This window comes from Proteiniphilum sp. (assembly GCF_034331125.1).
Classification (GTDB): Bacteria; Bacteroidota; Bacteroidia; order Bacteroidales; family Dysgonomonadaceae; genus Proteiniphilum; species Proteiniphilum saccharofermentans.
In genome coordinates, this window is sequence record NZ_JAXQGC010000006.1 from 41,420 (window position 1) to 54,736 (window position 13,317).

General features: G+C 43.7%; 11 protein-coding genes. 3 read left to right on the plus strand and 8 right to left on the minus strand.

Annotated elements, in window-relative coordinates:
* Positions 1-91 precede the first annotated feature (91 nt).
* The 6 genes from lptC to U2P89_RS01675 all read right to left on the minus strand — a co-directional run bounded on the left by lptC (position 92) and on the right by U2P89_RS01675 (position 7,111).
* On the minus strand, positions 92-745 hold the full coding sequence (gene lptC / locus U2P89_RS01650; protein WP_322190424.1) for an LPS export ABC transporter periplasmic protein LptC: 654 nt from the start codon (positions 743-745) through the stop codon (positions 92-94).
* Between the two features lie 25 nt (positions 746-770).
* On the minus strand, positions 771-2,135 hold the full coding sequence (locus U2P89_RS01655) for a hypothetical protein (RefSeq protein WP_322190425.1): 1,365 nt from the start codon (positions 2,133-2,135) through the stop codon (positions 771-773).
* A 147-nt stretch (positions 2,136-2,282) separates the two neighbouring features.
* The gene (locus tag U2P89_RS01660; RefSeq protein WP_322190426.1) at positions 2,283-3,629 is read right to left on the minus strand and encodes a hypothetical protein; all 1,347 of its coding nucleotides are present in this window, start codon (positions 3,627-3,629) and stop codon (positions 2,283-2,285) included.
* A 183-nt stretch (positions 3,630-3,812) separates the two neighbouring features.
* Positions 3,813-4,373 (minus strand): nitroreductase family protein, encoded by a 561-nt coding sequence (locus tag U2P89_RS01665; protein WP_091907667.1) that lies wholly within the window; start codon positions 4,371-4,373, stop codon positions 3,813-3,815.
* A gap of 12 nt (positions 4,374-4,385) precedes the next feature.
* Positions 4,386-4,994, minus strand: coding sequence for a riboflavin synthase (locus U2P89_RS01670; RefSeq protein ID WP_313379974.1), 609 nt, complete (start codon positions 4,992-4,994; stop codon positions 4,386-4,388).
* An 83-nt stretch (positions 4,995-5,077) separates the two neighbouring features.
* Positions 5,078-7,111 carry a M13 family metallopeptidase gene (locus U2P89_RS01675; protein ID WP_322190427.1) on the minus strand — a complete coding sequence of 678 codons (2,034 nt, stop codon included), beginning with the start codon at positions 7,109-7,111 and terminating at the stop codon, positions 5,078-5,080.
* A gap of 347 nt (positions 7,112-7,458) precedes the next feature.
* Here U2P89_RS01675 and U2P89_RS15215 point away from each other — a divergent pair, with 347 nt between their 5' ends.
* From U2P89_RS15215 to U2P89_RS01685, 3 genes are read left to right on the plus strand one after another with little or no spacing between them, the layout of a single operon-like run.
* Positions 7,459-7,566, plus strand: coding sequence for a DUF4160 domain-containing protein (locus U2P89_RS15215; RefSeq protein WP_416188603.1), 108 nt, complete (start codon positions 7,459-7,461; stop codon positions 7,564-7,566).
* Positions 7,547-7,702 carry a DUF4160 domain-containing protein gene (locus tag U2P89_RS01680; protein WP_322190428.1) on the plus strand — a complete coding sequence of 52 codons (156 nt, stop codon included), beginning with the start codon at positions 7,547-7,549 and terminating at the stop codon, positions 7,700-7,702. The genes U2P89_RS15215 and U2P89_RS01680 overlap by 20 nt, the downstream gene beginning before the upstream one ends.
* Positions 7,703-7,711: 9 nt before the next feature.
* The gene (locus tag U2P89_RS01685; protein WP_322190429.1) at positions 7,712-8,143 is read left to right on the plus strand and encodes a DUF2442 domain-containing protein; all 432 of its coding nucleotides are present in this window, start codon (positions 7,712-7,714) and stop codon (positions 8,141-8,143) included.
* Between the two features lie 348 nt (positions 8,144-8,491).
* On the opposite strand, the gene U2P89_RS01690 is transcribed toward U2P89_RS01685, so the two are convergent.
* Both U2P89_RS01690 and U2P89_RS01695 read right to left on the minus strand, forming a co-directional pair.
* The gene (locus U2P89_RS01690) at positions 8,492-10,105 is read right to left on the minus strand and encodes a RagB/SusD family nutrient uptake outer membrane protein (protein WP_322190430.1); all 1,614 of its coding nucleotides are present in this window, start codon (positions 10,103-10,105) and stop codon (positions 8,492-8,494) included.
* A 19-nt stretch (positions 10,106-10,124) separates the two neighbouring features.
* Positions 10,125-13,196, minus strand: a complete 3,072-nt coding sequence (locus tag U2P89_RS01695; protein ID WP_091907657.1) for a SusC/RagA family TonB-linked outer membrane protein — start codon at positions 13,194-13,196, stop codon at positions 10,125-10,127.
* Between the last annotated feature and the right edge of the window lie 121 nt (positions 13,197-13,317).

A 13,317-nucleotide genomic window follows, 5' to 3' on the forward strand; every position in this document is an offset into this window, starting at 1 on the left:
CCAATTACCAATTACCAATTACCAATTACCAATTACCAATTACCAATTACCAATTACCAATTGTCAACTATCAATTGTCAACTATCAATTGTCAATTATCATTCACAGGCATCAGGTTTTCCGCTTCATTTACTTCTCCGGAGTCCGGTTGTAAAGAGTCGGCAGGCGCAGCTTCTGAAAAAGGAAGCTTTCCATCATGCGGCCGGAAAATACGGTAATCGGTCATCGTCTGGTTCGACTCAAAACCATACCCTTTGAGCTCTGTATGACCGCTCTTGATCTCAATATAAGCCTCTGAAAACACTTTTCCATTCTTCCCGTCCCAGAAGAGTTCTTCACTGTCGAACTGCTCTCCTTTCCTGTTTTCCACATGGACATTCTTTTTCAACCTCCACAGGTCTTTCACATTATAATACCACGCAGTATCAGCTTCAATGGTAGCCTCAATCTCAAAATCGGGCGTGAATTGTTCGAAATAAATCCCTTCCGGAAAATACCAATAGGGTTCCTTCGCCTGTTCGAAAACCATCCACAGATCGGCCACTATCCTATAACGGGTAATGCCGGAGTCTGAAATAAGCTGCGAAGCAGCAATCGTGACCATAGTCGGCACCGAGTCCGGGTCGTATGTAAAAGGTATCAGATTATCGTTCTTATCCTTACATGAAAAAAGCGACATAACAACCACTGAAACAGTGATTGTTATGCGCCATATATATTTTATGTAACGATAATTTCGCAACATCTGTCCAATTAATAATTCCTGCCGATTATCTCAAACGAACGGTGGTCGTTTCCCCGATCCAACCGGGAATAGTGATCGTCTCACCGGCTTTGATTCCCATCATGAAGGCGGTTTCGGTATCCATAAAGGCGGCAGAGTAACGGTTGATAAGGTTATTAGCCTTACTTGCCACACTGGGGTCAACCGATCTTGCTTTTTGCAGTTTATCTACTGCCGCGAGGTATACCAATCCCGCTTTTTCCGGTTCAGGGAAGATATTGGCTGCCGAGCTGGCATAGAGCTGGGCAATCAGGATATATGCTTCTCCGTTGTTCGGGTTATACTCCAACGCATCATAAGCGGCTTGTCTTGCCCTTGCAAAATTGCGCTGGTTAGAGAAGATACCTGCAAGCTGCATCATATAATCGGATGCTTTATTTTTATCGGTCTCCATTTTTGCAGCATCACTATAATACTTCACAGCTGTTTCATAATCCTTATCGCGCAGGCTCTTGTTGGCCAATCCGAGTGCGGCACTCGCCGATGGTTCAAGACGGTAGAGATACTCAGAAGCGGTAAAATAGAGATCGGTATCTGAACAACCTACCGAAGCAAGTGCATCCAACACTTCATTCAGGAATGCTTTATCACCCTTATTAGGCTCTACCTGATCGGCATAGTACTCAGTAAGCGTCTTGCAATCACCGGCTCCACTATTGACAAATCCTTTTACAATACCCTCTTTCACCTGTACCAGATAATCAGCGCTGGCTTCGTCGTTCGCAGTGCGGGCATTGGCAATAGCCTGATCTACATAGCCTACCAGTCTAAAATAATCAGAGATATACCTGTCTTTTTTAGAGTTATCAGTCAGATATTCGTTCAAAGAGGCAACCATAAAATAGGAATATGCATCAAGCGGGCTCAACTGATCTTTCATATCTTCAACAGCTTCATTCAGCATATTGTAAATAACCGCCTGGTCAGCTTTTTCCCCCATCAACTCCATATAATCATAAGCTTTATAAGCAAGGATTGTCCCTTTGGCATCATCCTGACCGTAGTATTTGAGACGTGTATCATATATCTCCATCACTTTGTCAATATACTCCTTCTTTTTGGCTGCATCGGCTTCGGCAGCGTGCAACGCTTTAAAAATACGTGGCCCATAGATATAAATATTCTTGCTTGAGGCAGGACAATTCTCATAGGTATAAACCCATGGTTGCAATGCACCTTTATAATCTTCTGCCTTGGCAGATGTCTGCATAAGACTTAAATTCAGACGACAGTTTACACTATCCTCTCCATGGCCGTAAGGCGCCTTCACCGGATCGTACCCCGGTTTTTGCGCTGAGGCGGCAGCCACTACCACAATAGCTACCAGACCCGATAATAATAACTTTCTCATACTCCTTGATATTTATAAAATTGTTTTTCTACTTACTTGCTCTACTAAATGTCTGTTTTGTGGATTGGACAGAGTGTTAAAGAAAAAGTTTAAACATCTGCCCCGAATTGGTTTCTTTTTTGACTTTATTTCTTTCTATACAAAACACTAGTTAAACTGTCGTTTAAAGAACCAGAACTCATTTATATTCATATTGACAGATATTTTGAACATATCCTGGCTGATCATATAGTCAGTGTTGGGTTGCTGCCTTGTATAGCCAAACCCGATATTAAGCATCGAGACATGTCCCGACATATAATCCCTGAACGGCAATCCTAATCCCACATTAATTCCGTATTCGTTGAAGGTGCCGATATACTTTCCGACACCGTTCACCGGATCATTTGGATCATTCACGCTGAAATTGCTGTAAGAGTTCGAATAGGAAAGTCCACCCCTGAAACGTATCCGGTGAAAAAAGTTCTGACTCATCGGATCGATGATATACTCCATACCGGCATTAATGCGAAAAGCGTTATTAAATCGGTTTTCCGATGAAAGGTTATCCAGCAAGTCGGGATATTCCAGATTCTTCCACATCTGGTAAGTCCCATCGAGTCCAACCAGAAACCGGTTGGTACTATAAGTGATACCTGCACCAAACGTATGAGGCAGCTGGAAGGAAGCATTTCTCAACGTATCGGTCTTCAATATCTGTGAGGGTGCCAATCCGGGAGTGTTATACGGGTCGCTGGCATATAACATCTCGGTAGGATTCACGTCTGCCCTGGCATTCAATTGTGGTGAATAAACCGCACCAAAGGTTACCGAACGGACCTTATCAATAGGATAAGTAAACTGTAACCCTAAATCGTACTTCAATTCACGGAAAGAATAACCATATTTAGTCTCCCCTATCAACCCTGATGCGGGAGCAACCACACTGCTGCGTGAAAAATTGCCGAACAGGTAAGAAAGATTGGCTCCTATGGAAATATTTTTAACAGGCTCCCACGCGATCCCGCCATATATCTGGTTCAAACCACCGGTACCCCTGTATGTCTCCCGATACTGGATATTTGACAGGGAGCGAACCGCTTCGAAATTATATCCCATCTTGGAATAGGGAAGCAAGCCGATACTGGCACCTACTTTTTTGAACAAAGGAAACTGCATGGCCACATAATCAAGATTGCCGTTATAGAAATCTCTCGGGTCGCTCACGCCATCTTTCATCCGGGCAAGATGTCCGGAAATACCGAAATCGAAGATAAAGGTAAGTGTATCCAGTTTCGAATAGGATGCAGGATTGGTCCAATTCACCTCTTGGCTCCTTCGCACTCCATAGCTGATTCCTCCCATAGCTTCCGACGCACCCGATACCGGATTCATTAAAAGTCCGTATCCATACCTGCTATAGGGCGAATTAGACCCTACCTGTTGTGCGAGAATAACTGTGGTAATCGAGAGAAAAGCGATCAATAAAGAGAAACGTTTTTTCCTAATATTCATCTGTTTGGGATATATAACCAGCTCATAGCCGCCTTGTTTCATATTTTTTTTAGCGTGTACAAAGATGACATATTTTTGCGATGTCACCAAAAATCGGGACAAACATCGTGTTAAAAAGATTAAAGTTTAATGTTTATAAACGATTTAAATATATTCAACGGCGACAAGCTATATTTTTCATTCCTATTTTTTTATACTATTCCTATAGCCGTTATAGGAGACCACCTCCTCCAATGGTTTCCGTTTTTTAGGCCTTAACGGTTGCACACTGTACCCTATGGCAATATCGAGCCATACCCTCTTTGAGTCGGGAATGGACAAAATATCCCGCATCTTGGATTCGTTGAACCAGCCAAGGATACAAGAGCCCAAACCTTCGGCGTGAGCCGCCAACGCAATATGTGCGGCAATTACCCCGAGATCCATCTGGGCATAATCCTTCTGCTTCACCCATCCACCCATACCGGAAGTAAGGTTCACTTTCTCTTCTACCAGCACGATATGTACCGGCGCCTGTTTGGTAAAATGGTTCATCCCCAGGGCACGGGCAGAGGTGGCGTCGGCAACCCTGTTTCTCAGTTCCGGATCATCCACCACAATCATGTGCCAGGGCTGTGCGTTACACGCCGAAGGAGCCAATCGCGCCGCTTCTACGATACGTTCAATTTTCTCTTTCTCCACCGGGCGTGCCGGGTCAAAGGCGCGATCACTCTGGCGGGTGGAAACAAATTCTAAAAAATCCATATCTTCGGTTTTCTATAAAGCATTCAATGTAGCTATCCGGCTGATATACTTGCCAATAATATCAAATTCGATATTTACTACCGTCCCTTTTTGGATCTGATGGAAATTGGTATATTCATAGGTGTAAGGAATAATAGCTACCTTAAAACTATTGTCGGTAGGTTCCACTACTGTCAGGCTGACACCATTCACGGTAACAGAACCTTTGTCAACTGTCAGATATCCTTTTTTTGCCATCTCACGGTCGAACGCATATTCAAATGTAAAGTACCAGCTACCGTCAGCTTCCGTAACATCAGTACACACGGCGGTCTGATCCACATGCCCCTGCACGATATGCCCGTCGAGACGACCATTCATCAACATACTGCGCTCAAGGTTCACCTTACTGCCGACCTCTAACAGGCCGAGGTTCGACCGGTCGAGGGTCTCCCGGATAGCTGTTACAGTATAGGTGTCACCGTCGATGGATACCACAGTAAGGCACACACCATTGTGTGACACACTTTGATCGACTTTGAGTTCATCGGTAAAGGAACACCTCAGGGTTATATGCAGATTCCCTTTATCCTTTTTAAGTGCTACTACCGTTGCCGCTTCTTCTACAATTCCTGAAAACATATATTTTGATTTGATGATTTCAAAATTTCACGATTTAATAATTGGTAATTTGTAATTTGTAATTTGTAATTTACTACAATCAATTACCAAATAGATGCGCGTTTCTCAACCGGCAGATACATCGGATCGGATGGCTGGATATTAAATGCTTCATACCATGCAGCGATATGAGGCAGCGCCCCATCCACACGCCATCTGCCGAGCGAATGCGGATCGACCTTCGTGAGGCGAAGGATTTCAGCATCACGTACGTTGCCCGCCCAAAGAGCGGCATAGCTCAGGAAGAAACGCTGCGCCGGAGTAAAACCATCGAGAAATTCTCCTGCTTTTGCCTGCTGCGTTTTCAGGAATGCATGATAAGAGACCTGCAACCCGCCATGATCGGCAATATTTTCTCCGAGGGTAAAGCTGCCGTTGGCATGCACGGTATCAAGCACCACAATATTGTCAAAATAATCGACCAGCACTTTGGCTCTCTCTTCAAACCGTTTCGCATCTTCGGTAGTCCACCATTCAGCCAGATTTCCCGCTTTATCGAATTTACGTCCCTGGTCGTCGAAGCCGTGTGTCATCTCATGGCCGATCACTACGCCGATGCCGCCATAATTGATTGCATCATCACCATCCATATAGAAGAAAGGAGGCTGAAGTATCCCGGCAGGGAAACAAATTTCGTTGGATGATGGATTGTAATAGGCATTGACCGTCTGGGGCGACATATACCATTTGGTTTTATCGACCGGTTTGCCCAGGTCATCGATCATCTCGGCATAGGCAAACTCAGAAGCACGCACCATATTCTGCCAGTAGGAATCAACCTTTATCTCGAGAGAAGAATAGTCTTTCCACTTATCAGGATATCCTATCTTCACGATAAACGTACCCAATTTCTCCTGTGCTTTTGCTTTCGTGGCATCGCTCATCCATTCCAGATTAGTGATCCGTTCACCCAAAGCTGTCTTCAGGTTATTCACCAGCCCGAGCATCCGCTCCTTGGCTTCCGGCGGAAAATATTTTTGCACATAGAGCTGCCCGACTGCCTCGCCCATCGCTCCGTTCACGGCATCGATACTTCTCCGCCAGCGAGGACGAAGTTCCTTACTGCCGCTCAATGCCTTGCCATAAAATTCGAAGTTGGCGTTGACAAAATCATCACTGAGATAGCCGGCGGCAGAATTGATTACTTTCCAGCTCAGATAGTCGCGCAGCACTTCTACCGGCTCTTTGTCGATAATGGCGATAGCGGTTTTCACCGGCTCTATCTGTGAAACATTCAGGCTGTCAATATCGGCAGCGCTCATCTCCTCAAAATAGTATGTCCATTCGAACGGGGCGACCTGCCTGTTGAGATCCGCCACCGATAACTTATGATAGTTAAGTTCCGGTTGGCGGCGCATCTCTCTGGTGAAGTGCGCTTCCGCCAACTTCGTCTCAATATTCAATACGTTCACTGCTGCTTTTTCTGCATCGGCATCGCTATAACCTGCATTCCGGAATTGCGTTTTTATCAGTTTTTCGTATTCTCCGCGTACCATTTTGGTATGCTCATCCTGCAACAGATAATAATCCCTGTCGCCCATGCTTATACCCGACTGATAAAGGTGAGCGATATTCATGGAACTGTTCATGTCATCGGGGCCTACATAAAATCCGAAGAACGGGTTAGAAGCATAACGACTTACCTTAGCCGTCAGCCGTATGATATCTTTCTTGTCGGACACCGTCGCAATTTCTTCCAATTGTGCACGGATAGGTTCAGCACCATCGGCATTCAGTCTCACGCTGTCGATACCCATCTTATAGAGGTCGCCCACCTTCTGCGCATTAGAACCCCAGGGATTCTCCTGCTTTCCGAGTTCCTCTATCAGGGACTGTATCTGCACCTGGTTATTTTCGCGCAATTGGTCGAAAGAACCGTATCGGGCGTATTCATCGGGGATAGGGTTGGCCTTTTGCCATCCTCCGGTAGCATATTGGTAGAAACTTATCCCGGGTGAGGCCGTGGTGTCGAGATTAGAGAGGTCGAGCCGTTCCTGCGGCTGCCCTGTTTTCTGTTGTGTGCAGCTTGTGGTGATCATAACAGCTAAAACGATAATAGGATATAGAATCCGTTTCATATATTTGATTATTTAGATACAAGAGCCAAGAATCAAGACACAAGACATTTGGAATTATATCTTAAATCTTAAGCACATACAAAAGTACAAAAATATTTTGTTCGGTGTACCTTAACAAGGTTGAACTATCTCTTCTATCAGATTTTCTTGCGACAAGCCCAACGGATCAGATATATCAACACTGCACTGCAAAAAAAGACAGGACGGGGATTAATTACTCCCGGCCCTTTTGAGAAAAACGCACACAATTCCTTTATGAGCAAAAAAATGGAAGAAAACAATATCAAGTTTTGCAGGTATCATTTTAGATACCTATATTTGTGCCGATAAATAAACAGACAAGCAAAATGCCGGAGGTTTTAAGAAAACAGGGGTTTATTTTCTATTTCTTCTCTGATGAACATCTACCTATTCATATTCACGTGAGAAAAGGAGATGGGGGAAGCAAGATTTGAGTTTACGAATGATGGAAAAGTAGAATTGAAACGGTCAGTAAATATGAAAGTATCTGAACTGAAAACAGCCCAAACCCTGGCGGAGGCATATCAAGATGAAATTATCGATGAATGGGTGAAATATTTCAACAAATGACTCGGGATTATGGAACTAACAATTAATGATGTGGATAAAGTTTGGTTTACAGGAGATCATATCTACCTTCGCACCAAAAACGGCAATGAAAAAGGGATGCCTTTGAGATGGTTTCCCCGCTTGCAGAATGCAACGGAAGCAGAAAGAAACGATTATGAAATGCGGATATGGGGGTTACATTGGAAAAAACTGGACGAAGACCTGAGTTATTCCGGGTTTTTCACTTTCGACAAAGACAAGATACACGACAACCGCACGGAAGCACAAATACTGCTTGCCCGATTTCCCGCAATAAACATCAGCGAGTTGGCCGTTTTATCCGGTATCAGTCCCACACTTATGAGGCACTATGCATGCGGAGTGAAGACTCCGTCTCCCGAACGCTTTCAACAGATAAAAGATGCACTACATCAGTTAGGACACAAACTGATAGCGGTGTGACCGGCAGACACTCCTATTTGTTTTGTTATCTTTAAGCTGACTTTTTCTTTATGGTAAGACAATATGAAGTTGTAACGCAACGAATAAAGGATTTACTGCTTATTACAGATGACAATACACCGGTTGACAGCAAAGAAAAATAATATTCCTTTAATACTTAAGAACGAACGCTATAAACTGTTGTTAAAACTTATATCATTCTCGGGCGAACAACAAAAAAACAGGGCATGGATCGCTCCCGGCCCTGTCCGCTATCCTTTCAATAGTGTTTAATTTTCGTAGAGTTTACAGATGCATTGAAAGGTTTTTATTGTTCAATACAATGAAGAATTTCCTGAGGAAATTCACTTACCATCCCGGGTTTTGCTGTTCTTTCAGTTTCGGATTGGTGGATGTTTCCGAATCCGGTATTGGGAACAAAAATCGTCTATCGGAATAATCATATGCCCCGATCTTAAACATATCAGGATCCAGAATACCGCTTGCCGCATTCCAGGATGTGGGTGTTACGTTTGCAGGAGCCACTTTTGCCGGAACTCCCGATACTCCGGGATTACCTTCTACAAAATAGACAGGATCCTTTGCAAGCCTATGAATATCCGCCCAGCGACGTCCTTCCCCGAGAAATTCAATTCTTCTCTCTTTCAAAATGGCCTCGATCAAACTTTGCGCATTGGGAAAAGACGCCAAAGTGAATCGGTCGGCTTCATCTACCACAGCCCTGTTCCTTATCTGGTTCAATAAATTAACAGCCAACTGGGTCACTCCATTTTGCCTGGCTTCTGCCTCGGCATAATTCAGGATTACTTCGGCATAACGAATAATGGGTGTCCAGTCTGCCATTTTTTCATACGTTTTATACTTATCAACCCAATATAGATGGTTTTTAGAATATGCCTCACTATAGGCTACAAGCTGGGTGCGTCTTTTATCATTCGCCAACCAGAAATCTGCATTATACATAATAGGACTGATACAAACCAGTGATCTTACATGACTGTAAAACTGGGAAAGCGAGCCGTTATTCGTTGCATTGTCCAATTCATTATTTTCAATTGAGAATATGGATTCAGAGTTTCCGGCATTATTTAAAAACGGGCCGTTTGGTTCTGCTGTGAGTTTGTATCCTCCTATTGGACTTTCAAAAGAGGTATTTACTATTTTCTGCGACTCAGCGATAAGCTGGGGCATATTACCCATATGCTGGTAAATTCTTACTTTCAGCGCAATAGCAGCCCCTTTGGTAGCCCTTGAAATTTTCAATCCACCTGCTCTCGTTGCGGGCAAATTGGCTTCGGCAAAATTCAAATCTTCAATAATCTGGTCATACACCTGTTTCACCGTAGCTCTACCTGCACTCTTCGCTTCTTCCACTTTGTCGATAGAATTGATAGGGGCGGTACTTAACGGGACACCCAAATGAGAGGCGTCTGGCGTATCTGCATAGGGACGGGCAAAATGAATCAAAAGTTCATGATATCCCAATGCCCTTAAGAAGCGGGCTTCACCTTCATAATCTTTGGCTTTCGCGTCATCAATTACTCCGTCTGAGACAGCAAGCTTGAAACCCTCGATACAGATATTGATTTTGTTGATCATCTGGTAAGTACACTCCCACATGGCTTGTCCGTTCGGCGCTGACGTATTGTAAGTGCTGCCATACGTTACGGCAAAGAAAGCCTGCACATTCAACATATCCTCACCCCTCATATCACCTTGCTCAATAGAAGCAGCGCCGAAAGGATAACCGCGCCTTTGATTATTTCCGGGGTAATAACCGCTTTGAGCGGCATCATAACAACCCACCATCGAGAGTTCACACATTGAAGGAGTACTGAATGCAACACTATATCCTACAGAGTTGCGGGGCATTAACTCGAGGGTCTCTTCGTTACAGGAAATCAGGAAAAACAATGCGAAAATAATTCCTAATCCTGCATATTTAATATCTATTTTTTTCATATCCTATAGCTTTATTAATTTAAAAAACAACATTCACTCCAAAAGTTATGCTTCGTTGTTGCGGATTCCCATTCCAGTCGACACCCATTGCACTGGTATACACTTCCGGGTCAAGTCCGCTATACTTTGTGAAAGTAGCCAGGTTCTGCCCTTGCACATAAACCCTGAGTTGGCTGAGCGTAAGCCTTTTGACAACATCCTGCGGAAAAGAATATCCGAATGATACGTTTTGTAACTTCAAAAAATCACCATTTTCCATCCAGCGGGAAGAACCGTCTGATTCAAGATTAAGGAAACTTCCCTTCCCGTGCATAATAATTGGCACATTTCCGTTACCCGGATTGGAAGCATTTTGCCAGCGATCCAGAATTTCAGTACCGTTATTCTGGAAATACATGTTCATCAAATCTCTTCTGGTAACATTTGCCACCTTGTTCCCACCGGAGAATCTGAAGAATATATTCAAGTCGAAATCTTTATACTTGAAATTATTGTCGAATCCCCCGAACCACTTCGGTATAGTATTACCCAATACCACCTTATCGGCGGCGGTTAAGCTTGAAGCGGCACCCAATGTTCCCGGATTACTCTCATTATACTCGTAATATTTGCTGTCATTCGGGTTACCCTGTATTATCTTCCCATCTGCTTTCCTATATAACGGGAACCCATTTGCAAGGTTGACACCCTCATATACATACCCATACAATGAGCGCATGGATTCTCCTTCCCGAATAATATAATGCTCATATATCATATCATCGAGCAGTTTCGTCACCTTATTGTATTGGGTAGAAAAATTGAACGAAGCATCATAGCTAAAGTTTTGTGTTTTGACAACATTTCCGCTGACCTCGAATTCCATCCCTTTATTCTCCACAGATCCCACATTCTGGCTGATAACGTTCCAGGGGATACCTAAAGAGGGAGGAGTCGGGGCATTAAGTACAATATCGGTATTTACTTTACGCCAATACGCAAACGACAGGTTTATCCTGTGGAATAACCCCATATCAAATCCAAAGTCGGTAATACTTTGTTTTTCCCATTCAAGATTCGGGTTTCCGGTCTGATAGTAGGAGATACCTGTTTGTGAACCGTACAATTGCGAAGTAAAAGTATCAAGATAGGTGAAATCACCGATTGCATCATTACCTACCTGTGCCAAACTTCCCCTTAACCGGAAATCATGCACCGTCTCCTTTATTCCTTCCCAGAAACCAAGCTCAGACAAACGGACAGCGAAAGACGCACCGTAGAATGTACCCCATCGGTTGTCAGCAGGTAATTTGCTCAGACCATCCCTTCTTACAGAACCACCAATATAATAGGTGCTGGCATAGTTGTAATTCGCCCTGAACAGATAGGAAGCAATCCCGTTGTGCGAGAAATCCCCTCCTGATGATTGCGTGTTATATGTATTAGAGATAATATAGGGCAGGAAGAATGAACTCGACATATCCCGTGCACCGGCATTTACATAGCGATATTGGTATTTAGACCACTCGGTAACTGCCGTGAGGTCTAGATTATGCACATCACCAAAGGTTTCCCTATAAGCTGCAATATTCTGCAAAGTCCATCTCTTACGCGTATAGTTCGAGTCACTGATCAGCCCATTATATCCACTTCCGTCACCACTCTCAGGATACCATGCATAGAGATTATTCAACAATGAAATATCAGCCCCCATTAATGTACGCAACGTCAAACCTTTTACAGGATTCAGTTCAAAGAAAACGTTCGGCATTAACCTGTAAGATTCATTTTTTTGGACATTTGTCTTCAACACCCACATAATGTTGGGCACAGTTAACTCAATAGGTATTGTATTGGCTCCTCTTCCTAAACTCTTCGGGCTCAAAACATCAATATTGAATCCGGTCGGGTGTGTGTCATCATATACTTTCACGTTTGGAAGCATACGCGTACTTGCATACATATTATCGGAAAGACTGTTGGTTCCTTTGATCGGGCCGGTATTATTTTGATAGGAACCGTTTAGAGAAAAGCCCGTCTTCAGCCATTTAAACAATTTCTGATCAACACTTGCATTAAAAGTATACCGGTTAAAACTGTTATTTACCACAATACCTTTTTGATCACTGTAACCCGCCGATATATAATACAGCGTTTCATCCGTCCCTCCCGACACAGAAATGTTGTGACTATGCTGGAATCCGGTACGGAAAACATGGTCGCTCCATTTTGTATCGGTGTTTTCGGCATCCATAACCGCCGGTTGGTTGGAAGAGCCTATATTTTTGTACTTCTCATTCGCGATCTCCACAAATTGCCGGGCATTCAAAAGATCGTACAGTTTCGACGCAGATGATGCGGCAAGCCAGGCATCGTAGGAAACTTTGGCCTTTTGCGCCGATCCTTTCTTCGTGGTTACCAAAATAACCCCATTTGATGCGCGCGACCCATAAATAGCCGTAGCCGCCCCATCCTTCAGGATTTCAATAGACTCAATATCGGCAGGGTTGATGTCTGCAAGAGGGTTATTGTTCGTATATGAGCCGCCGATATTTCCCGAAGTGGAAGGAACACCGTTTATGACCACCAGAGGTTGTGATCCCGAAGAAATCGTGTTAACCCCTCTGATTACAATATTAGGAGGCGTACCCAGATCCCCTGAACTTTGGGTAACTTGCACACCTGCAGCCCGACCTGCCAATTGCTGCACAAAACTCGGGGTTGCCTTATCTGAGATTGTACTGCCGCTTACTTTTGAGATAGAACTGGTAACATCTCTTTTCAACTGTGTACCATAACCCACCACAATTATTTCCTCCAATAGTTCTGTATCAGAAAGCAATACAATCCTCGGATTAGCGCTTACCGGCACTTCCTGTGTTTGCATCCCCACATAGGAGACCACTAATGTACCGCCGACAGAGGCAGACAGGTTGAAATTTCCGTCCGCATCAGTCACTGTGCCCTGAGAAGTTCCTTTAATCTGGATCGTAGCTCCGATTACCGGTTCACCCGTTTCATCCACCACAATACCACGTACTTGTGTCTGAGCAGTAATAAAACCTACTCCCACAAAAAACAGGGCTAAAAACAACACTAATTTTCTTTTCATACTCTACTTTTTTTAGATTAATAATTCACTGTGCTACACTCATTTATTATATTATTTACAGATCTGATGAAACCATAGCAATCCGATATACCGTATATTAGTTTGATGATACCGGATCCGA

Excerpts from the sequence above, each read along its gene's own strand:
- U2P89_RS01670 (WP_313379974.1), bottom strand. The coding sequence starts at position 4,994 with ATGTTTTCAGGAATTGTAGAAGAAGCGGCAACGGTAGTAGCACTTAAA.
- U2P89_RS01665 (WP_091907667.1), bottom strand. The coding sequence starts at position 4,373 with ATGGATTTTTTAGAATTTGTTTCCACCCGCCAGAGTGATCGCGCCTTT.
- U2P89_RS01660 (WP_322190426.1), bottom strand. The coding sequence starts at position 3,629 with ATGAATATTAGGAAAAAACGTTTCTCTTTATTGATCGCTTTTCTCTCG.
- U2P89_RS01695 (WP_091907657.1), bottom strand. The coding sequence starts at position 13,196 with ATGAAAAGAAAATTAGTGTTGTTTTTAGCCCTGTTTTTTGTGGGAGTA.
- U2P89_RS01655 (WP_322190425.1), bottom strand. The coding sequence starts at position 2,135 with ATGAGAAAGTTATTATTATCGGGTCTGGTAGCTATTGTGGTAGTGGCT.
- U2P89_RS01680 (WP_322190428.1), top strand. The coding sequence starts at position 7,547 with ATGGGGGAAGCAAGATTTGAGTTTACGAATGATGGAAAAGTAGAATTG.
- lptC (WP_322190424.1), bottom strand. The coding sequence starts at position 745 with ATGTTGCGAAATTATCGTTACATAAAATATATATGGCGCATAACAATC.
- U2P89_RS01685 (WP_322190429.1), top strand. The coding sequence starts at position 7,712 with ATGGAACTAACAATTAATGATGTGGATAAAGTTTGGTTTACAGGAGAT.
- U2P89_RS01690 (WP_322190430.1), bottom strand. The coding sequence starts at position 10,105 with ATGAAAAAAATAGATATTAAATATGCAGGATTAGGAATTATTTTCGCA.
- U2P89_RS01675 (WP_322190427.1), bottom strand. The coding sequence starts at position 7,111 with ATGAAACGGATTCTATATCCTATTATCGTTTTAGCTGTTATGATCACC.
- U2P89_RS15215 (WP_416188603.1), top strand. The coding sequence starts at position 7,459 with ATGCCGGAGGTTTTAAGAAAACAGGGGTTTATTTTCTATTTCTTCTCT.